Origin of the sequence: Pseudomonas sp. ATCC 43928, assembly GCF_005938665.2 — a bacterium.
Classification (GTDB): domain Bacteria; phylum Pseudomonadota; class Gammaproteobacteria; order Pseudomonadales; family Pseudomonadaceae; genus Aquipseudomonas.
The window spans coordinates 1,057,674-1,078,132 of the sequence record NZ_CP041753.1 but is presented as its reverse complement, the minus strand read 5'-3'; the positions used below and the strand labels follow the sequence as shown (position 1 = coordinate 1,078,132).

Sequence of the window (20,459 nt, the reverse complement as noted above, 5' to 3'; positions counted from 1 at the left end):
CCGGGCTCAAAGGCTATGTTTGAACCCGGTTTTGGCTGCATCTTAACGCAGGTCGAGCACGTCTTGCATGTCGTAGAGGCCTGGCTCACGACCGTCCAGCCACAAAGCCGCTCGTACCGCACCCTTGGCGAAGGTCATACGACTGGATGCCTTGTGCGTGATTTCCAGTCGCTCGCCCTCGCAGGCGAACAGCACCGTATGATCACCGACCACATCACCACCGCGAACAGTCGCAAAGCCGATCGTTTCACGCTCACGCGCACCGGTGTGACCTTCACGCCCATAGACCGCAACCTTCTGCAGATCACGATCCAGCGCATTGGCGATTACTTCACCCATGCGCAGCGCCGTGCCCGAAGGCGCATCGATCTTGTGCCGATGGTGAGCCTCGATGATTTCGATATCCGCATCATCACCCAGCACGCGCGCAGCCATGTCGAGCAGCTTCAGCGACAGGTTTACACCGACGCTGAAATTGGCCGCGAACACGATAGGAATATCCTTGCCCGCCTCGGCCAGCAACTGCTTCTGCGCGGCGTCCAATCCTGTCGTGCCGATCACCATGGCCTTGCCCGCCTTACGGCAGAAAGCCAGGTTTTTCAGCATGACTTCCGGGAGCGTGAAGTCGATCAGCACGTCGAACTCATCGGCCACCGAATCCAGACTACCGGACAGCGGCACACCAATACGCCCCAACGAGGCCAGCTCACCGGCATCCACGCCAATCAGCGTACTGCCGGGACGCACGATGGCGGCGGTCAGACCGGTCAGCGGCGCGCGCTGCTGCACCGCCTCGACCAGGATCTTGCCCATGCGGCCAGCGGCACCCATCACAGCTATACGTCGCATGCTCACTCCTTACAAATCGCCGAAGAAGCGCTTCACGCCTTCGAACCAACCAGTGGTTTTCGGCGAATGACTGTTGTCGTCCGCCAGGGAGCTGCGGAACTCTTCCAGCAATTCGCGCTGGCGACGACCCAGGTTGACCGGGGTTTCGACCGCCACACGGCACATCAGGTCGCCAGCGCCGCCGCCACGCACCGGCGCAACGCCTTTGCCGCGAACACGGAACTGCTTGCCGGTCTGAGTCCCCTCAGGGATCTTCAGCTTGACCCGACCATCAAGGGTCGGAATCTCCAGCTCGCCGCCCAACGCTGCGTCGACGAAGCTGATCGGCACTTCGCAGAACAGGTGCTTGCCATCACGCTGGAAGATCGCGTGCTCACGCACATTGATCACCACGTACAGATCGCCGGTCGGACCACCCTGCGCGCCCGCTTCGCCTTCGCCGGACAGACGAATACGGTCACCGGTATCGACACCGGCCGGCACTTTGACGGAAAGCGTCTTGTACTCTTCGACACGACCTTCGCCGTGGCAGGAATCGCACGGATCGGAAATGATCTTGCCCTGGCCATGGCAACGCGGGCAGGTCTGCTGCACCGAGAAGAAGCCTTGCTGCATGCGTACCTGACCGATACCGCCACACGTCGGGCAGGTGACCGGCGAGGAGCCTTTCTTGGCACCCGAGCCGTCACACGGCTTGCAATTGACCAGTGTCGGAACACGGATATTCACGGTTGTGCCGCGCACCGCTTCTTCCAGGTTCAACTCCAGCGTGTAACGCAGGTCGCTGCCACGCTGCGCGCCGCCACGGGAGCCGCCGCGACCGCCACCGAAGAAGTCACTGAAGACATCGCCAAAGATATCGGAGAAGTTCTGGCCACCAAAACCGGCACCGCCGCCACCCATGCTCGGGTCGACACCTGCATGACCGTATTGGTCATAGGCCGCGCGCTTACTGGAATCGGACAGCACTTCGTAGGCCTCGTTGGCCTCCTTGAACATATCTTCCGACGCTTTGTCATCGGGATTACGGTCCGGGTGGTGCTTCATCGCCAGGCGGCGGTAGGCCTTTTTCAGGTCTGCTTCGCTTGAGCCACGCTCAACACCCAATACTTCGTAATAGTCACGCTTTGCCATAAGTCTTTGCACTCTTAAGGACGTTCGACAAACCTCTCCTGAGCCTCGTCAAACTCGTTGAGCCCCAATACAGGCCCGGACCCAACTCACGTCAATTCAACGATCCTGGTCTTTGATTCGATGCAGCACTTTCGGCGCGGAAAGCAGGAGCATCCCCGGCCATGCCACCAACACGCGAGCGTTGTCGCATGCTGTAAAAATTCGCTAACTCCAGACACGCCAACGCGGGAGCAAGCTCCCGCGCGGCGACATCCTACCAGTCACCGCCTGAAGGCAGTCAACCGGGCGACCAACAACTTACTTGTGGTCTTTAACTTCTTCGAACTCAGCGTCGACGACGTCGTCAGCTTTTTCAGCCGCTTCGCCTTTCGGTGCCGCGCCTTCAGCTGGCTGAGCCTGCTCGGCATACATTTTCTGAGCCACTGGCGCGGAGACCTTGGACAGCTCTTCAACCTTGGCTTCGATCGCAGCCTTGTCGTCGCCTTTAACAGCGGCTTCCAGGGCAACTACTGCCGCTTCGATTGCAGTCTTCTCTTCAGCGCTCACCTTGTCGCCAGCATCAGCGACCATTTTGCGAGTCGAGTGAACCAGTGCGTCGCCCTGGTTACGAGCGCTCGCCAGCTCTTCGAACTTGCGGTCTTCTTCAGCATTCAGTTCAGCGTCGCGAACCATCTGCTGAATTTCGTCCTCGGACAGACCGGAGTTGGCCTTGATCACGATCGACTGAGTCTTGCCAGTAGCCTTGTCTTTGGCGCCTACGTGCAGAATGCCGTTGGCGTCGATGTCGAAGGTCACTTCGATTTGTGGCACACCACGTGGAGCCGGTGGAATCTCGGCCAGGTCGAACTTGCCCAGGGACTTGTTCTGTGCGGCTTGCTTACGCTCACCTTGCAGCACGTGAATGGTCACGGCGCTCTGGTTGTCGTCAGCAGTCGAGAACACTTGCGATTTCTTGGTAGGAATCGTGGTGTTTTTCTCGATCAGCGCAGTCATCACGCCACCCATGGTTTCGATACCCAGGGTCAGCGGGCTGACGTCGAGCAGCAGAACGTCTTTCACGTCGCCGGCCAATACAGCGCCCTGGATCGCAGCACCCATGGCAACAGCTTCGTCCGGGTTAACGTCTTTACGAGCTTCTTTACCGAAGAAGTCGGAAACAGCTTTCTGCACCATTGGCATACGGGTCTGACCGCCGACCAGAATCACGTCGTCGATCTTGCTGACATCGATACCGGCGTCTTTCATCGCGATGCGGCAAGGTTCGATGGTGCGCTGAACCAGGTCTTCCACCAGCGCTTCGAGCTTGGCGCGGGAGATTTTCACGTTCAAGTGCTTAGGACCGGTAGCGTCTGCAGTGATGTACGGCAGGTTCACGTCGGTCGACTGGCTCGAGGACAGTTCGATCTTGGCTTTCTCGGCAGCTTCTTTCAGGCGCTGCATGGCCAGCGGATCACCCTTGAGGTTCATGCCGCTTTCTTTCTTGAATTCGTCGACGAGGTAGTCGATCAGGCGAATGTCAAAGTCTTCACCGCCCAGGAAGGTGTCGCCGTTGGTGGCCAACACTTCGAACTGGTGCTCGCCATCGACTTCAGCGATCTCGATAACGGAAACGTCGAAAGTACCGCCACCCAAGTCGTAAACGATCACAGTGTGATCGCCCTTGGCCTTGTCCATACCGTAGGCCAGTGCGGCTGCGGTTGGTTCGTTGATGATGCGTTTTACGTCCAGGCCCGCGATGCGGCCGGCGTCTTTGGTGGCTTGACGCTGGCTGTCGTTGAAGTAGGCCGGAACGGTGATCACCGCTTCGGTCACAGGCTCGCCGAGGTAGTCTTCGGCGGTCTTCTTCATTTTCTTCAGAATTTCAGCCGAGATTTGTGGCGGTGCCATTTTCTGGCCGTTCACTTCAACCCAGGCGTCGCTGTTGTCAGCCTTGACGATCTTGTAAGGGACCATCTGGATGTCTTTCTGTACGACTTCTTCGTCGAAACGACGACCGATCAGACGCTTCACCGCGTACAGGGTGTTATGCGGATTGGTCACTGCCTGACGCTTGGCCGACTGGCCAACCAGGATTTCGCCATCGTTGGCATAAGCGATGATCGACGGCGTGGTACGCGCGCCTTCAGCGTTTTCAATAACTTTGGCCTTGCCGTTTTCCAGCACGGAGACGCAGGAGTTGGTAGTCCCCAGGTCGATACCGATAATTTTGCCCATGTTCACTCTCCCGAAACTTTGGATTTGGATGCCGCAGTAGTGGTGGCTGACTGCGGTAGCACTTAAACGCTTGACTTCTAAATGGGGGCCTTGCGGCTAATTTCAAGCCTGCTCGTCAATCGAAGGCGAAACCGGTGCAGGTGCCTTGCTGACCACGACCATGGCCGGGCGCAGCAGGCGACCGTGGAGCTGATAGCCCTTCTGAAACACCTTGAGCACGCTGTTTGGCTCGACGTCGGCGCTTTCCTGCATGGCCATCGCCTGATGATGCGAGGCATTGAAAGGTTCGCCTTCAGGATCGATGGCTTCCAGGTGATAGCGCTTCAGGGTGTCCTGGAACATTTTCAGGGTCAGCTCGATCCCTTCGCGCATCGAACGAATGTTTTCGTCGTCAGGGTTGGACAGCTCCAGGCCGCGCTCCAGGCTGTCAATGATCGGCAGCAGGTCGCCTGCGAATTTTTCCAGGGCGAACTTGTGAGCCTTTTCAACGTCCTGATCGGCACGACGGCGGACGTTCTGCAGATCGGCGGCTACACGCAAAGCCTGATCCTGCGCACCAGCCAATTGCTCTTCGAGCACTTGTACACGAGCCGCCAGGTCTTCACCCGAAGCCTCGGGGGTCTGGTTGGCGTCTAGATTTTGCGTATCCACTGTCTGTTCGTCAGCCATAGATTTCTCCTTCCAATATCGTCCGCGAGCTCAACTCACGCTTCTGCCCCGGTATATGGGGTCGCAAAATTCAGCTTCAAGGGCTATCCGATGATTAACCCTACAAAAAACAACTGCTTTGTCATTCCCAGGCGCGCTAAGGATTTCTTTCAATCAAGCAAATCGACCTAAGCGGGGGCATTGTCAGCCAGAAACAAAACACTGTATAAATAACCAGACCTAAAGCCTGGGAGCGGCCTTCATGCTGGTGCACCTGTCCGTACACAACTACGCCATCGTTGAACATCTCGATCTCGAACTCGATCGCGGGATGAGCGTGATCACAGGAGAAACCGGCGCCGGCAAGTCGATCATGCTCGACGCCCTCGGTCTGACCCTGGGCGATCGCGCCGACAGCGGCGTAGTCCGCCCGGGGGCCGACAAGGCCGACATCCTGGCCACCTTCGACCTGATCGACATCCCTGAAGCCAGCGCCTGGCTGGCCGAACGCGACCTCGAGAACGACGGCCCGTGCATTCTGCGCCGCGTGATCACTGCTGAAGGGCGTTCGCGCGGCTATATCAATGGCACCCCCTGCCCTCTCGGCGACCTGAAGGCCCTGGGCGAGTTGCTGATCGATATCCACAGCCAGCACGAACACCAATCCCTGCTCAAAACCGATACCCATCGCCGCCTGCTCGACGAGTACGCCGGCGCCACGGACCTTGCCCGTCAGGTGCAACTGGCCGCCCAACGCTGGCGCCAGACCCGTCAGGAGCTGGAACGCCTCTCCAACTCCGGCGACGAACAGCGCGCTCGTCATCAGTTGCTCAGCTATCAACTCGAAGAACTGGAAAACCTCGGCCTCGGCGAAAGCGAGCTGGAGCAACTGGAGCAGGAACACAAGAACCTGACCAACGCCGAAACCCTGCTGGGCATTTGTCGGCAAGTGGTCGAACAATGCAGCGAAAGTGATTCCGGCAATGTATTGAACGCACTGACCGCCAGCCTCAATCGCCTATCGAGCGTGAACAATTCGATCGGCGCCCTGGGTGAAGCCAGCAACCTGCTGACCAGCGCGCAGATTCAGGTTGAAGAAGCGGTGGGCGAATTGAACCGTTTTCTCGACAATTTCGACGCAGACCCGGCACGCCTTCAATACCTGGAAGAGCGCCTCGATGCGATCTACACCCTGGCTCGCAAACACCGCATCCAGCCGACCGAGGTCGCCGAGATGCAACAGAAGCTACTCGACGAAATCGAAACCCTGAATGCCAACGATGAATCCATCGAACGACTGGGCGATGAGCTGGCCTCCTACGCCCGTCATTATCAGGAGAAGGCCCGGGAATTGAGCGACCTGCGCCATCAAGCGTCGAGCAGCCTGGCCAGCGCCGTGGAACAGGAAATCCAGCGCCTGGGCATGCCCGGTGGCCGCTTCACCATCGAACTGCGCCCCAACAGCAGCGACGAACTGCTGCCCAACGGGCTAGAACAAGTGGAACTACTGGTGAGCGCCAACCCAGGGCAACCGTTGAAAGCCCTGGCAAAAGTGGCATCGGGGGGCGAACTATCGCGCATCAGCCTGGCAATTCAGGTGATCACCGCACAGACCTCCCGCGTACCGACGCTGGTGTTCGACGAAGTGGACGTAGGCATTGGCGGCCCGACCGCCGAGATTGTCGGCCAGTTGCTGCGACGCCTCGGGGAGCGCGGGCAGGTTCTGACCGTGACGCACTTGCCGCAAGTGGCGGCGCAGGGGCATCAACATCTATTTGTGCACAAGGTCCGCGGTGAAGATGCCACGCACACAGCCGTCTCCAAGCTGAGCAAGAATGATCGTGTCGAAGAAGTGGCACGGATGCTCGGCGGCATCGACCTCACCAAGGAGTCCCTGGCTCACGCGAAGAAAATGGTTGTTACCGCGAAAATCTAAGAAGGATAGAAAGCACGAAGGCGACCCTGAGGTCGCCTTCGTTCGTTTCGCGAACCTGAAGTTCGCGCGACATGCTTACTTTTTCTTGCGCACGTACAGTACAAGATTGTGATCGACCATCTCGAAGCCATACTTGTCGACGATTGCTTTCTGCAGCCGCTCGATTTCTTCGTCGAAGAATTCGATCACTTCACTGGTCTCGACGTTGACCATATGGTCGTGATGCTTGCCGTCGTCCAGTTCGAAGACCGCATGGCCTCCGTCGAAGTTGTGCCGCACCACAAGGCCAGCTGCCTCGAACTGGGTCAGAACACGGTAAACCGTGGCCAGACCGACGTCCTCACCAGCCTCCATCAGTGCTTTGTAGACGTCCTCGGCACTCATGTGGCGTTGCTCGGCGGAATCGAGCATTTGCAGAATTTTGACCCGTGGAAGGGTCACTTTGAGGCCGGCTTTGCGTAGTTCGCTATTTTCAACCATGGTCAGCTTTCTCGCGATGCTGCTTCGCAGCTTCTCTTAATGCGGGTATGATCGGCGTTTACGTTGTCCCAGCCAAGATAGTGGAAGTCGCCCACCGATGCAAAACACCAAGCTCTTGCTAACCAGTTTCACCTTTGTGGGACTGCTCGCACTCGCCGGTTGTTCATTCCCCGGGGTTTACAAAATCGACATCCAGCAGGGCAATGTCGTCACGCAGGACATGATAGACCAGTTGCGCCCGGGAATGACCCGTCGGCAAGTACGGTTTATCATGGGCAACCCTCTGTTGACCGACACGTTCCATGCCGATCGCTGGGATTACCTGTATAGCCTGCAACCCGGTGGCGGTGAACGCCAACAGGAACGCATTAGCGTTATCTTCAACCCAAATGACCAACTTGTCAGCCTCTCTGGCGATTTCATGCCAGGCGTGAGCCGCGACGAGGCCATTCTCGGCAAGGACAGCGGCACTACCGTGACCGCGCCGGCAGGAAACGCCGAGAAGCCGAAGCCAGAAAAACCGGTCAAGCCAGGCTCGTTGCTGGACCAGATCCAGAAGGACGTGGACAACGTAGAAACTGTCCCGGTCCCGACTCCAGAACCGCTGGAAACCTCGCCGCAATAATTTGCGACGCAATAAAAACCCCGGCATGTCCGGGGTTTTTATTGTCTGGCGTTTAATCGAATCACTGATTCCGGGCTTTGGCCTCGGCCGCCTTGGCTGCACGCAACCGCCGAACTTCTTTTGGATCGGCGAGCAACGGCCGGTAAACCTCGATGCGATCCCCTTCCTGAACCTGGCGAATGACCGGATCAGCGATCACTTTGCCAAAGATCCCGACCGGACAACTGCCCAGATCCAGCTCCGGGAATTCGTCATTCAGGCCCGATTTGAACAACGCATCCCGCACCGTCGCGCCCACCGGCACCGTTACGCTCAGCAGCATCTGACGATCAACGGCGGCATACACCACCTCGACCTTGATCACGGCCTCAACCATGCATTTGCTTCGCGCGCTGGCAGAACGCGTCCATCAACGTATTCGCCGCCTGATTAAACAAAGGCCCCAACGTCGCACGCACCAGCGGCCCCGAGTAGTCGAACGACAGGTCCAGACTGATCTTGCAGGCCTTCTCGCCCAACGGTTTGAACACCCAAACGCCGTGCAACTGGCTGAACGGACCTTCCTCGAGGTTCATTTCGATCGAACGCCCGGGCACCAGGGTATTACGCGTTACGAAATGCTGACTAAGCCCACCCTTGGCCACACCGACGCTGGCGCGCATGAACTCGGGAGAGCTTTCCAGAATTTCGGTCGATGAGCACCACGGCAGGAATTCCGGATAGCGGGCCACGTCGTTGACCAGGTCGTAAAGCGCTTGCGCCGGATACGGCAGCAGGGCCGAACGTTGAATGTGTGTCGTCATGTCAGCGTTACTTCCACAGCTGTGCGGCAAACACTACAAGAATGCCGATGGGCGCCACATAGCGCATCAAAAACAGGGACAGGGCGAACAGTACTGGGCTGCGGATCGACAACTCGTCGCGCACCGCTTCACGCCCCATCACCCAGCCCGCAAACACCACGAAACACAAACCACCGAGTGGCAGCATGATCCGCGAGGTGAAGAAGTCGATCACACCAAAGAAGTCCAAGCCTCCGGCCGCCCCCCATTGGTAGAGATGAAACAGCCCGCCTTCGTTCACGAAAAACTTGGCTTCCTTCCAGATATTGAAAGAAAACACGGTACCCAGGCCGACGAACCAGCAGGTGAATGCCAGCCAGAAGGTGACCCAGGCGCGGCTGATTTTCGTGCGTTCAACCAGGTAAGCCACCATCGGTTCAAGCAGGGAAATCGCCGAACTCCAGGCCGCAATCGCCACCAGTACGAAGAACACTACGCCCATCAACTGGCCGAACGCTACGTTACCGAAGGCGAATGGCAGGCTGACGAACATCAGGCCTGGGCCTTCGCTCGGGTTCAGGCCGGCAGCGAACACAATCGGAAACAATGCCAGACCGGCCAACAGCGAAACGAAGGTGTCGAGCAACGCCACACCGACGACGGTTCCGGAAATCGACGAGTGCTTCGGCATGTAGGCGCCGTAGATCATGATCGAGCCGACACCCACGCTCAGGGAGAAGAACGCGTGCCCCATGGCCGGCAACAAGCCATCAAGCACCTTGTCCGGATGGAAGTCGAACATGAAATGCACGCCCTCCATGAAGTGGCCGGTGGTCATGCTGTAACCCAGCAGGACAATCACCATCACGAACAGCAACGGCATCATGATCCGCAGGCTGCGCTCCAGCCCGGCGACCACACCCTTGGCGATCACCACTGCCGACAACAGCATGAAAATCGTGTGCCAAAGTGTCAGGCGCCATGGGTCGGCGATCACATTACCGAAGTATGCGCCGACCTGATCAGCCGTCACGCCCCGAAAGTCGCCACGGCCCATGTCGATGATGTAATCCAGCGACCAACCGCCAACCACACTATAGAAAGACAGAATCAGCAACGCCGTGATCATCCCGGCAAAGGCGCCCCAGGACCACTTCGCCGAATGCCCCGCTTCCAGCGCCAGGACCTTCAAGGCATTGGCCGGGCTCTGCCGCGCGCGCCGGCCGATCAGGGTTTCGGCCAGCATGACGGGCATACCGATCAGCGCGATGCAGGCCAGGAACATCAGCACGAAGGCCCCGCCGCCATAGACGCCAACCATATAAGGGAATTTCCAGATACTCCCCAAACCCACGGCCGAACCGGTCGCGGCGAGTATGAAGACCCAGCGGCTAGCCCAACTGCCGTGGACAGAAACCTTGTCTGTCGACATCGTTATCACGCCCAAGCGTTCAAAAAAGAGGCCGCATTGTCCGGGATTCAATCAACCTGCTCAAGCACGTAGCGTCACCGTAGCCGACTCGCGCGCAACTCCCTATAATGCCGCCCCTATGGCTAAACAGAAGAAACACCCAACAGGGACCATCGCGCAAAATAAAAAGGCGCGACACGATTACTTCATCGAACATCGGTTCGAGGCTGGTCTGGTCCTGGCCGGCTGGGAAGTAAAAAGTCTGCGGGCAAGCAAACTGCAACTGGTTGACAGTTACGTACTGCTCAAAGATGGCGAAGCCTGGCTGCTCGGCAGCCACATTACGCCTCTGACGACGGCCAGCACCCACGTTATCGCTGATCCGACCCGCACCCGAAAATTGCTGCTCAATCGGCGCGAGCTGGAGAAGCTGGCCGCTGCCGTGCAGCAAAAAGGTTACGCCTGCGTATGCCTGTCCTGGTACTGGAGCAAGCACATGGTCAAGTGCGAGATCGCTCTGGGCAAGGGCAAGAAGGAATACGACAAGCGTGATACCGAACGCGAACGCGACGCCGGCCGTGAATTGCAGCGTGCGGTGCGGAACAAGGGCAAGGAAGATTAATTTTCCTGCCTGATCGCGGCTTTTGTGGCGAGGGAGCTTGCTCCCGCTCGACTGCGAAGCAGTCGTAAACAATCTGCCCACAATGCTGGCCGGGGGGCCGCTTCGCGCCCCAGCGGGAGCAAGCTCCCTCGCCACACACTACATCCCCTTGCGTCGCTCCGCCCGAGCCATGCGCTGCACTTCCTGACGCACCTCTTCCAGCACTTCCTGCACATACAAAATGTGCCGACTGGACACTTCTCGCGCCTCTTCCGCCCGCCCCTCAATAATCGCCTGGTACAACTCCCGGTGCTGCGCAATCAGCATGTCACGGGTTTCGACGCGCTGTTTGTACATGCCGCCAATGTTGGTCACCACGTTGCGCTTGAGCAGGTCAAACAGCCCGCGAATGGTGTGCAGCAACACTGCGTTATGACTGGCCTCGGCGATCGCCAAGTGGAAATTCGCATCCGCCGCGCCCTCTTCCGCCCGACTCACTTCATCGTGACGCGAATAGCAGTCCTGCAATTCGTCAAACGCCGCCGTCAGCCGCTCACGATCCACCTCGGTGGCGCGCAGTGCCGCGTAGTAAGCGCAGGACGCTTCCAGGGTATGGCGAAACTCCAGCAAATCGCGCTGGGCCTCGGGGTTGCTCTCCAGCAGGTGCAGCAATGGATCGCTGAACGTCGAGCCCAGGGATTCCACCACATAGTTGCCGCCGCCCTGACGACTGACCAGCAGCCCTTTGGCCACCAGTTTCTGAATCGCCTCACGCAACGAAGGGCGTGACACGCCGAACTGCTCGGCCAACGCACGCTCTGCCGGCAGGCGTTCGCCAGCCTTCAAGGTGCCCTCGAGAATCATCCCCTCGAGTTGCTCGACAATATCGTCAGACAAACGGCGTTGCCGAATCTGATCAAACCCCATCACTCAATTCTCCACGATCCCGGCGGCTCGCCGGGCTCTCTATTCTGGCCTATCGGCGCTGCGCCAGCACCTACCAGACGACGCTTGATCGAACAGATCAGATGCGTTCTGCACCGCTCATTCGACAAAAGTTTTAGGGCGGCAAATTGACACACCGCCTCCAAGGCTTTTACCCTAGCCAACAGCGATTGTAAATTGGTCTTACCAATTATCCAAGAACGCTGACCAGTGCCTGACCAACAACAATTAGGGGCCACCCCATATGCAAACCTGGCAACAGCTCTACAGCCCGCTCGGCAGTCTCGGCGTGTCCGCACTCGCGGCCGTCATTCCCATCGTATTTTTCTTCCTGGCTTTGGCCGTGTTCCGCCTCAAAGGCCATGTGGCCGGCAGCATCACCCTGGCGTTGTCCATTGCCGTGGCAATCTTCGCTTTCCAGATGCCGGTCGACATGGCTTTCGCCGCCGCTGGATATGGCTTTGCCTACGGGCTGTGGCCGATTGCGTGGATCATCGTGGCAGCGGTGTTCCTCTACAAACTGACGGTCAAGAGTGGCCAGTTCGAAGTGATCCGCAGCTCGGTGCTGTCGATCACCGACGACCAGCGCCTGCAAGTGCTGCTGATCGGCTTCTGCTTCGGCGCGTTCCTTGAAGGTGCCGCCGGTTTCGGCGCACCGGTAGCGATTACCGCCGCACTGCTGGTTGGACTGGGCTTCAACCCGCTGTACGCCGCCGGCCTGTGCCTGATCGCCAACACCGCGCCGGTGGCCTTCGGCGCCTTGGGGATTCCGATCATCGTCGCCGGGCAAGTCACCGGCATAGACGCCTTCAAGATCGGCGCCATGACCGGTCGCCAGCTGCCGTTGCTGTCGCTGTTCGTGCCGTTCTGGCTGGTGTTCATGATGGACGGCCTGCGCGGCGTTCGGGAAACCTGGCCAGCTGCGCTGGTGGCCGGCTTGAGTTTTGCCATCACCCAATACTTCACCTCGAACTTCATTGGCCCGGAACTGCCGGACATCACCTCGGCGCTGGTCAGCCTGATTTCCCTGACGCTGTTCCTGAAAATCTGGCAGCCAAAACGCGCTGCAGGCGCGCACATCGTCGGCGCAGTCTCGGCTTCCGTAGTGGCCAGCACCGGTGGTTTCGGCCAACCGCGCACCACCGTGGCTTCGCCCTACAGTCTGGGAGAAATTTTCAAAGCCTGGTCGCCGTTCCTGATCCTCACCGTATTGGTCACCATCTGGACGCTGAAACCGTTCAAGGCGATGTTTGCCGCCGGCGGCTCGATGTATGGCTGGGTGTTCAACTTCGCGATCCCGCACCTGGATCAAATGGTGATCAAGGTCGCGCCGATCGTAACCAACCCGACAGCGATTCCGGCAGTGTTCAAACTCGATCCGGTTTCCGCGACCGGCACGGCGATTTTCTTCTCCGCGCTGATCTCGATGCTGGTGCTGAAGGTCAACATTAAAACTGGTCTTACCACTTTAAAAGAGACGTTCTACGAACTGCGCTGGCCGATTTTGTCCATCGGCATGGTGCTGGCCTTCGCCTTCGTCACCAACTACTCGGGCATGTCGTCGACCATGGCTCTGGTATTGGCTGCCACCGGTGCGGCGTTCCCGTTCTTCTCGCCATTCCTCGGCTGGCTCGGTGTGTTCCTGACCGGTTCCGATACCTCGTCTAACGCGCTGTTCAGTTCGCTGCAAGCCACCACCGCGCACCAGATCGGCGTCAACGACACCCTGTTGGTGGCGGCGAACACCAGCGGCGGGGTGACCGGCAAAATGATCTCGCCGCAATCGATCGCCGTGGCCTGCGCCGCGACCGGGCTGGTGGGTAAAGAATCGGATCTGTTCCGCTTCACCCTCAAGCACAGCCTATTCTTTGCAACGATCGTCGGCCTGATCACCTTGGCTCAGGCTTACTGGTTCACCGGCATGCTGGTGCACTAAGCACTACACGCCACACGGAAAAAACCGACGCTGGGTTACGCCCCCGGCGTCAGCTATTCACAACCGGGTCTGCAAGGCTGCTGAAAGCTTCTCTCTCTATATTCAGCAGCCTCAGCGGACGGATAACCGGGACCACCCGGAGACACGCCTGATGAGCGAGCTTTTTTACAACGCTGTGCCGAACGCGACCCGCGTCGCCCCGCCACTGCCTGAACCTCGGCAATACCCCAGCGAAAAACCGTCACGGGTGTACCTGTTCGGGACCTGCGTGGTGGATCTGTTCTACCCCGAAGCCGGGATGGACGCGATCCACCTGCTGGAACGCGAGGGCATTCGTGTCGAATACCCGCAAGGGCAGAGCTGCTGCGGGCAACCGGCCTACACCTCGGGTTACACCGAACAGGCCCGGACCGTGGCGCGCTCGCAACTGGCGTTGTTTGCCGGGGATTATCCGGTGGTGGTGCCGTCGGGTTCTTGCGCGGGCATGTTGCGCGAACACTATGCCGACCTGTTCAAGGACGAGCCGCAAACGCTGAAACAGGTTCAGGCCCTCGCGGCACGGACTTACGAGCTTGCCGAGTTCCTGCTGTTTGTCTGCAAGGTGCAGCTCAAGGACAGCGGCGAACCGGTGAAAGTGGCGTTGCACACGTCGTGCTCGGCACGCCGTGAAATGAACACCCACCTGCATGGCCGTGAGTTGTTGGCGCAGCTGAGCAACGTGGAGCGAGTCGACCACAGCCACGAAAGTGAATGCTGTGGCTTTGGTGGGACTTTCAGCGTCCGTATGCCGGATATTTCCGGTGCGATGGTGGCTGACAAGACCCGTGCGTTGAAGGAATCCGGCGCGCACAAGGTACTCAGTGCCGACTGCGGCTGCTTGATGAACATCAACGGTTCGTTGGAGAAACAGCAGGAGGCGTTGCGCGGTCAGCATCTGGCCAGCTTCCTTTGGCAGCGAACCGGAGGTGCCCGATGAGCAGCTCCACGATTATTCCTACGGTCGCCGTAGAAGAAGATTTTCGCAGCCGGGCTCACAAGGCCTTGGCTGACACGCAACTGCGAAATAACTTTCGCACGGCGATGGATTCACTGATGAGCAAACGGGCAGCGTCCTTCAGCGATGCCCATGAAAGAGAACATTTGCGAGCGCTGGGCAATGCCGTCCGCGCCCGCGCGTTATCCAAGTTGCCCGACCTGCTCGAGCAGCTTGAACAGAACCTGACCCGCAACGGTGTGACAGTGCACTGGGCGGAAACGGTGGACGAAGCCAATGGCATCGTCTTGTCGATCATCCGCGCTCACGAGGCGCGGCAAGTGATCAAGGGCAAATCGATGGTCAGCGAAGAGATGGAGATGAACCATATCCTCGAAGCTCAAGGCATTGAATGCCTGGAGTCGGACATGGGGGAATACATCGTCCAGCTCGACCACGAGAAGCCTTCACACATCATTATGCCGGCGATCCACAAGAATGCCGGTCAGGTCGCGTCCTTGTTCCACGACAAACTTGGCGTGGAGTACACCAAGGACGTTGACCAACTCATTCAGATCGGTCGCAAAGTCTTGCGGCAGAAATTCTTCGAAGCCGACATTGGCGTCTCCGGCGTCAACTTCGCCGTGGCCGAAACCGGCACCTTGCTGCTGGTGGAAAACGAAGGCAACGGGCGGATGACCACCACGGTGCCGCCAGTGCACATCGCCGTAACCGGCATCGAAAAAGTCGTGGAAAACCTGCGCGACGTGGTGCCGCTGTTGTCGCTGCTGACCCGCTCGGCACTGGGCATTCCGATCACCACCTACGTCAACATGATCTCCGGCCCGCGCAAGGAACATGAACTCGACGGCCCACAGGAAGTGCACCTGGTGCTGCTGGACAACGGTCGCAGCCAGGCGTTTGCCGACAGCGAATTGCGCCAGACCCTGAACTGCATCCGCTGCGGCGCCTGTATGAATCATTGCCCGGTCTACACCCGAATCGGCGGCCATGCCTACGGAGAGGTTTACCCTGGGCCTATCGGAAAAATCATCACCCCGCACATGGTCGGCCTGGCGAAAGTCCCCGACCACCCGAGCGCCTCGTCGTTATGCGGCGCCTGCGGTGAGGTCTGCCCGGTAAAAATTCCGATTCCTGCATTGCTGCGTCGCCTGCGGGAAGAAAACGTCAAAGCGCCGGACAGCCCACATCAAGTGATGCGCGGTCAGGGCAGCAAGTATTCGCGCAAAGAACGATTTATCTGGAACGCCTGGGCCAGGCTCAACAGTTCGCCAACGCTTTATCGCCTGTTCGGCTTCTTCGCCACTCGCCTGCGAGCGCTGACGCCGAGCAACGTCGGCCCATGGACCCAGAACCACAGCGCACCGAAACCCGCGGCCCGCTCACTGCATGACATGGCCCGCGAGCATCTGGCCAAACAGGGGGACCGTTGATGAGCGCCAAGCAAAATATCCTCGCCAAATTGCGCAACAGTCTGACGGGCACCACGCCGGTGGCTGACAACTTCGATGTCGAACTGGTGACCGAGCCTTACACCTACACGCCGGAACAACGCATTTCGCAACTGCGCAAACTGATGGAAGCGGTGCATACCGAAATCCATCTGACGTCCAGGGAAGGCTGGCCCGAATTGCTCGCGCAACTGCTGCGGGACCGCCAGTTGCCGAGCCTGCTGATTGCGCCGACGACGCCCCACGGGCAACGCATCACCGAGCATTGGGCGAAAAATCCTGGCCTGCCAGCGCTCAAAGCCTACAACCGCCCGGTCGAGGAATGGAAAGCCGAGTTGTTCAACGACACCCCGGCCAGCCTGACTACCACCCTCGGCGCGATCGCCGCGACCGGTAGCCTGATTCTCTGGCCGACGCGGGAAGAACCGCGCTTGATGAGCCTGGTGCCGCCAGTGCATTTTGCCCTGCTCAAGGCCAGTGAAATCCGCGACAACTTCTATCAGGTGCAGCAGGAATTCGAATGGGCCCAAGGCATGCCGACCAACGCCTTGCTGGTGTCCGGCCCGTCGAAGACTGCCGACATCGAGCAAGTGCTGGCTTACGGTGCCCACGGCCCGAAAGACCTGGTGGTGTTGATCCTGGAGGACCAATGAGTCTACCGGCGGCTTTTCTGCGCGATGCGCAGCAACTGATTCCTGAAGCACGACGTTTCGACGATCCGCTGTCGACCCTGGCCTTCGGCACCGACGCCAGTTTCTACCGGCTGATTCCAAAACTGGTGATCCGCGTCGAGTCCGAAGATGAAGTGGTGGCGCTGCTCAAACTGGCGCAACGGGACCACGTCCCGGTGACCTTCCGCGCCGCTGGCACCAGCCTGTCCGGCCAGGCCATCAGCGATTCGGTGCTGATTGTGCTGGGGGATAACTGGAACGGTCGCGAGATCCGTGGCCAGGGCACGCAAATCCGTCTGCAACCGGGCGTGATCGGCGCGCAGGCCAATGCGTGGCTGGCACCGTTCGGACGCAAGATCGGTCCGGATCCGGCGTCGATCAATGCCTGTAAAATCGGCGGCATCGTCGCCAACAATGCCAGCGGCATGTGCTGCGGCACAGCGCAAAATACCTATCACACCCTGGCCGGCATTCGTCTGGTGTTGGCCGATGGCAGCCGACTCGATACCGAAGACCCCAGCAGTGTTGCGGCGTTCCGAAAGAGCCACGCCGAATTGCTGGAGCGTCTGGCGACACTGGGCCGCGAGACCCGCGCCAATGCCGAACTGGCTGCGAAAATTCGCCACAAATACCGTCTGAAAAATACCACCGGGCTGTCACTCAATGCCCTGGTGGATTTCGACGAGCCTGTGGATATCTTGAGCCACTTGCTGGTGGGTTCCGAAGGCACGCTGGGGTTCATCAGCGCGGTGACCTACGACACGGTGATCGATCACCCGAACAAGGCATCGGCGCTGATTGTGTTCCCGGACGTGGAAACCTGCTGCAACGCGGTTTCCGTCCTGAAAAGCCAACCAGTGTCGGCCGTGGAACTGCTGGACCGTCGCAGCCTGCGCTCAGTGCAGGACAAGCCCGGCATGCCGGCTTTCGTACAACAACTGTCGCCTAATGCCTGCGCTCTGTTGATCGAATCCCGCGCGGCCTCCTCCACTTTGCTGCAGGAACAACTGGCGCAGATCATGGCGTCGCTGACCGACTTCCCAGTGGAAAAACAAGTCGACTTCACCGAAGACCCGGTGGAAAACGCCCGGCTCTGGGCGATCCGCAAGGACACCTTCCCCGCCGTCGGCGCGGTGCGCAAAACCGGCACCACGGTGATCATCGAAGACGTGACCTTCCCGGTGGAACAACTGGCCATCGGCGTGAATCGCCTGATCGAGCTGTTCGACAAACATCACTACGACGAAGCGATCCTTTTCGGACACGCCCTGGAAGGCAATCTGCACTTCGTCTTCACCCAAGGCTTCAACAGCGCGGAAGAAGTCGCACGCTACCAGGCGTTCATGGACGACGTGGCGCAGTTGGTGGCCGTGGAGTTCGGCGGCTCGCTGAAGGCCGAACACGGCACCGGTCGCAACATGGCGCCCTTCGTCGAACTGGAATGGGGCAGCGACGCCTACCAGTTGATGTGGCAGCTCAAACGCCTGCTCGACCCCAACGGCATTCTCAACCCGGACGTGGTGCTCAGCGACGATCCACAGATTCACCTCAAGCACTTGAAACCGTTGCCGGCCGCCGACGAGATTGTGGATAAGTGCATCGAATGCGGTTTCTGCGAACCGGTGTGCCCGTCGAAAGGCCTGACCTTGAGCCCACGCCAGCGCATCGTGATCTGGCGTGACATCCAGGCGAAGAAACGCGCCGGCATAGACACCGCCGAACTGGAACAGGCCTACGAATATCAGGGCATCGATACCTGCGCCGCCACAGGCCTGTGTGCACAACGTTGCCCTGTAGGCATCAACACCGGCGAGCTGGTGAAAAAGCTCCGTGGCCGTAACGCGACCCATACGAAAACCGCCAACTGGATTGAAGGCAATTTCGCCACTGCGTTACAAGGCGCGCGCTTTACCTTGCACGTCGCCAACGGTGCACGGATGCTGTTGGGGGCACCACGTTTGGCGAAGCTTTCGGCAACATTGACCCGTTTGTCCAAAGGCCAGGTTCCGCAATGGACCAACGCCATGCCACAGCCGGAAAAGGCCATTCGCTTCAGCCCGAGCGTATCGGACGAGCGCCCTCGGGTGGTGTATCTCGCGGCCTGCGTGTCGCGGGTCATGGGCCCGGCGGCGGGTGATAAAGAGCAAATGTCGCTGTACGACAAAACCCGTGGCCTGCTGGAAAAAGCCGGCTACCAGGTCGTCTTTCCAGACAATCAGGACAACCTCTGCTGCGGCCAGCCATTCGCGTCCAAGGGCTATGCCGAACAGGCCGAACACAAACGTCAGGAGCTGATCGGCGCACTGCTGCATGCCAGCCGCGGCGGGCTCGACCCAATCTACTGCGACACCAGCCCCTGCACGCTGCGGCTGGTTCAGGACCTCGGCGACGAACGACTGGACCTGTACGACCCGGTGCGTTTCATCCGTACGCATTTGATGGACCGACTGGACTTCACCCCGCAGGAAGCACCTATCGCGGTGCACGTCACGTGCAGCACGCAGCATCTAGGCGAGAGCCAGGCGTTGATCGATCTGGCGCGCAAATGCAGTAAAAACGTGGTCATTCCGGAAGGCATTCACTGCTGCGGTTTCGCTGGCGACAAGGGCTTTACCACGCCGGAACTGAACGCGCATTCGTTACGCACGCTGAAGGACGCGGTTCAGCAATGCAGCGAAGGGATTTCCACCAGCCGCACTTGTGAGATCGGTCTGACGCAACACGGTGGAATTGACTACCACGGGCTGGTCTATCTAGTGGATCGGGTCACTCAGGCCAGGGCAACCTGAAGAAAAATAGAACCCTGACGTACTGCCACAGTCCACCGATCAAGTCCCGCAGCGCGGGACTTCCCCTCAAATTGGCAGCCCGTCCTGATGGCCAGCGATGCCTGGACCCTCAGTTCAAGGAGATACTCATGAAACGCTCTGTACTGCTAGGTCTGTTCGTTACTGCCTCAATGCTGGCCTCCCCCTCGTTTGCGGTCGAAGACCTCTGTGCGGTCAACTTGAAAACCATCGAAAATGCCAAGGCACAGACTCCTCCAGAGATGACTGATCAGGTAATGGAAAGCGTCACGAAAGCCAAAGCCGATCAGGCAAAAGGCACCAAGGAAGGGACTGATGATTGCATAGCCGAGACTGAACAAACTATCCAGCAACTCAAGAACGCGAACAAAGGCGGGAAGTAATCCAGTACAAGGCCAACCTTCGGGTTGGCCTTCTGAGCCATGTAACCCCTAAGCTTGCGGAGCATCAGGCAGACTCACGACTACTTCGCAGCCGAACGCAGCCACGCGAGCTCGGCAGCCGCAACAGATTGCATGCGGTCTTAACTGACCGGCATCAGGCGCTTCTTGTCCCTTTTTCGCACCCGCCTCCCGGAAAAATCTTTCACCCCATCGCCAGCAAAAACAGAACCCTTGCACGCCTCCACAGTCCATTTGTTAAGCCCCAATCAGCGTGGCCCATCCCCACCCCCGTTCCAGGAGATACCCATGAAGCGTTCCGCCCTGGCTGGACTGCTCCTCACTGCAACAATGCTGGCCTCCTCCGCATACGCCTCAAACGATAGCGATCAATGCGTAATGAAGCTCCAGGAGGTCAATAGCAAGCTGTCCAGCGCAGCCACGCTGGACGCCGCCACCAAAGGTGTCGTCGTCACCAAAGCCGAACAAGCCAAGGCCGCCCACGCCTCCAACAACGACAGAGAGTGTGTTTCCCTGGCGCAGCAAGCGCTCCAGGACATTCAAAGCCACTTGAATAGCCATTAGGGCCAGGCCA

General features: G+C 59.1%; 19 protein-coding genes. 10 read left to right on the top strand and 9 right to left on the bottom strand.

The window, feature by feature from the left end:
* Window positions 1–42: 42 nt before the first annotated feature.
* The 4 genes from dapB to grpE all read right to left on the bottom strand — a co-directional run bounded on the left by dapB (window position 43) and on the right by grpE (window position 4,866).
* Window positions 43–849 carry a 4-hydroxy-tetrahydrodipicolinate reductase gene (gene dapB, locus FFH90_RS04855; protein WP_026286671.1) on the bottom strand — a complete coding sequence of 269 codons (807 nt, stop codon included), beginning with the start codon at window positions 847–849 and terminating at the stop codon, window positions 43–45.
* Window positions 850–858: 9 nt separating this feature from the next.
* Window positions 859–1,983, bottom strand: coding sequence for a molecular chaperone DnaJ (dnaJ, locus tag FFH90_RS04850; protein WP_018929477.1), 1,125 nt, complete (start codon window positions 1,981–1,983; stop codon window positions 859–861).
* A 297-nt stretch (window positions 1,984–2,280) separates the two neighbouring features.
* On the bottom strand, window positions 2,281–4,197 hold the full coding sequence (dnaK, locus tag FFH90_RS04845) for a molecular chaperone DnaK (RefSeq protein ID WP_018929476.1): 1,917 nt from the start codon (window positions 4,195–4,197) through the stop codon (window positions 2,281–2,283).
* Between the two features lie 102 nt (window positions 4,198–4,299).
* The gene (grpE, locus tag FFH90_RS04840; protein WP_064616139.1) at window positions 4,300–4,866 is read right to left on the bottom strand and encodes a nucleotide exchange factor GrpE; all 567 of its coding nucleotides are present in this window, start codon (window positions 4,864–4,866) and stop codon (window positions 4,300–4,302) included.
* Between the two features lie 241 nt (window positions 4,867–5,107).
* Here grpE and recN point away from each other — a divergent pair, with 241 nt between their 5' ends.
* Window positions 5,108–6,781: a DNA repair protein RecN gene (gene recN, locus FFH90_RS04835; protein WP_018929474.1), complete on the top strand. Its 1,674-nt coding sequence runs from the start codon at window positions 5,108–5,110 to the stop codon at window positions 6,779–6,781.
* Window positions 6,782–6,856: 75 nt separating this feature from the next.
* Here recN and fur read toward each other — a convergent pair whose 3' ends face one another.
* Window positions 6,857–7,261: a ferric iron uptake transcriptional regulator gene (fur, locus tag FFH90_RS04830; protein ID WP_003197684.1), complete on the bottom strand. Its 405-nt coding sequence runs from the start codon at window positions 7,259–7,261 to the stop codon at window positions 6,857–6,859.
* Window positions 7,262–7,358: 97 nt separating this feature from the next.
* Here fur and FFH90_RS04825 point away from each other — a divergent pair, with 97 nt between their 5' ends.
* Complete coding sequence (locus FFH90_RS04825; protein ID WP_018929473.1) at window positions 7,359–7,886, top strand: outer membrane protein assembly factor BamE; 528 nt, start codon at window positions 7,359–7,361, stop codon at window positions 7,884–7,886.
* 61 nt (window positions 7,887–7,947) lie between these two features.
* Here the strand turns inward: FFH90_RS04825 and FFH90_RS04820 are convergent, their stop codons facing one another.
* The 3 genes from FFH90_RS04820 to FFH90_RS04810 are packed head-to-tail and all read right to left on the bottom strand — an operon-like array spanning window position 7,948 to window position 10,100.
* Window positions 7,948–8,262 carry an RnfH family protein gene (locus FFH90_RS04820; protein ID WP_138866768.1) on the bottom strand — a complete coding sequence of 105 codons (315 nt, stop codon included), beginning with the start codon at window positions 8,260–8,262 and terminating at the stop codon, window positions 7,948–7,950.
* Window positions 8,255–8,689 carry a type II toxin-antitoxin system RatA family toxin gene (locus tag FFH90_RS04815; RefSeq protein WP_007933502.1) on the bottom strand — a complete coding sequence of 145 codons (435 nt, stop codon included), beginning with the start codon at window positions 8,687–8,689 and terminating at the stop codon, window positions 8,255–8,257. Before FFH90_RS04815 ends, FFH90_RS04820 begins: the two co-directional genes overlap by 8 nt.
* A 7-nt stretch (window positions 8,690–8,696) precedes the next feature.
* Window positions 8,697–10,100: a sodium-dependent transporter gene (locus tag FFH90_RS04810; protein ID WP_111454481.1), complete on the bottom strand. Its 1,404-nt coding sequence runs from the start codon at window positions 10,098–10,100 to the stop codon at window positions 8,697–8,699.
* A gap of 118 nt (window positions 10,101–10,218) precedes the next feature.
* Here FFH90_RS04810 and smpB point away from each other — a divergent pair, with 118 nt between their 5' ends.
* Window positions 10,219–10,701, top strand: a complete 483-nt coding sequence (gene smpB, locus FFH90_RS04805) for an SsrA-binding protein SmpB (RefSeq protein ID WP_018929470.1) — start codon at window positions 10,219–10,221, stop codon at window positions 10,699–10,701.
* 138 nt (window positions 10,702–10,839) lie between these two features.
* Here smpB and FFH90_RS04795 read toward each other — a convergent pair whose 3' ends face one another.
* The gene (locus FFH90_RS04795) at window positions 10,840–11,607 is read right to left on the bottom strand and encodes an FCD domain-containing protein (RefSeq protein ID WP_064616136.1); all 768 of its coding nucleotides are present in this window, start codon (window positions 11,605–11,607) and stop codon (window positions 10,840–10,842) included.
* A gap of 262 nt (window positions 11,608–11,869) precedes the next feature.
* On the opposite strand from FFH90_RS04795, the gene FFH90_RS04790 reads away from it, so the two are divergent.
* From FFH90_RS04790 to FFH90_RS04760, 7 genes are all read left to right on the top strand, one after another.
* Window positions 11,870–13,561, top strand: coding sequence for a lactate permease LctP family transporter (locus tag FFH90_RS04790; RefSeq protein WP_064616135.1), 1,692 nt, complete (start codon window positions 11,870–11,872; stop codon window positions 13,559–13,561).
* 151 nt (window positions 13,562–13,712) lie between these two features.
* A complete protein-coding gene (locus FFH90_RS04785) occupies window positions 13,713–14,537 on the top strand; it encodes a (Fe-S)-binding protein (RefSeq protein WP_018929467.1) in 825 nt (274 codons plus the stop codon).
* On the top strand, window positions 14,534–15,988 hold the full coding sequence (locus tag FFH90_RS04780) for a LutB/LldF family L-lactate oxidation iron-sulfur protein (RefSeq protein ID WP_138866767.1): 1,455 nt from the start codon (window positions 14,534–14,536) through the stop codon (window positions 15,986–15,988). The genes FFH90_RS04785 and FFH90_RS04780 overlap by 4 nt, the downstream gene beginning before the upstream one ends.
* Window positions 15,988–16,659 (top strand): lactate utilization protein, encoded by a 672-nt coding sequence (locus FFH90_RS04775; RefSeq protein WP_018929465.1) that lies wholly within the window; start codon window positions 15,988–15,990, stop codon window positions 16,657–16,659. The genes FFH90_RS04780 and FFH90_RS04775 overlap by 1 nt, the downstream gene beginning before the upstream one ends.
* Window positions 16,656–19,466, top strand: a complete 2,811-nt coding sequence (locus FFH90_RS04770; protein ID WP_138866766.1) for an FAD-binding and (Fe-S)-binding domain-containing protein — start codon at window positions 16,656–16,658, stop codon at window positions 19,464–19,466. Before FFH90_RS04775 ends, FFH90_RS04770 begins: the two co-directional genes overlap by 4 nt.
* 128 nt (window positions 19,467–19,594) lie before the next feature.
* Entirely contained in the window at window positions 19,595–19,867 is a 273-nt protein-coding gene (locus tag FFH90_RS04765) for a hypothetical protein (RefSeq protein WP_111454478.1), read from the top strand.
* Window positions 19,868–20,173: 306 nt separating this feature from the next.
* A complete protein-coding gene (locus FFH90_RS04760; RefSeq protein WP_064616132.1) occupies window positions 20,174–20,449 on the top strand; it encodes a hypothetical protein in 276 nt (91 codons plus the stop codon).
* The last annotated feature ends 10 nt before the right edge of the window (window positions 20,450–20,459 follow it).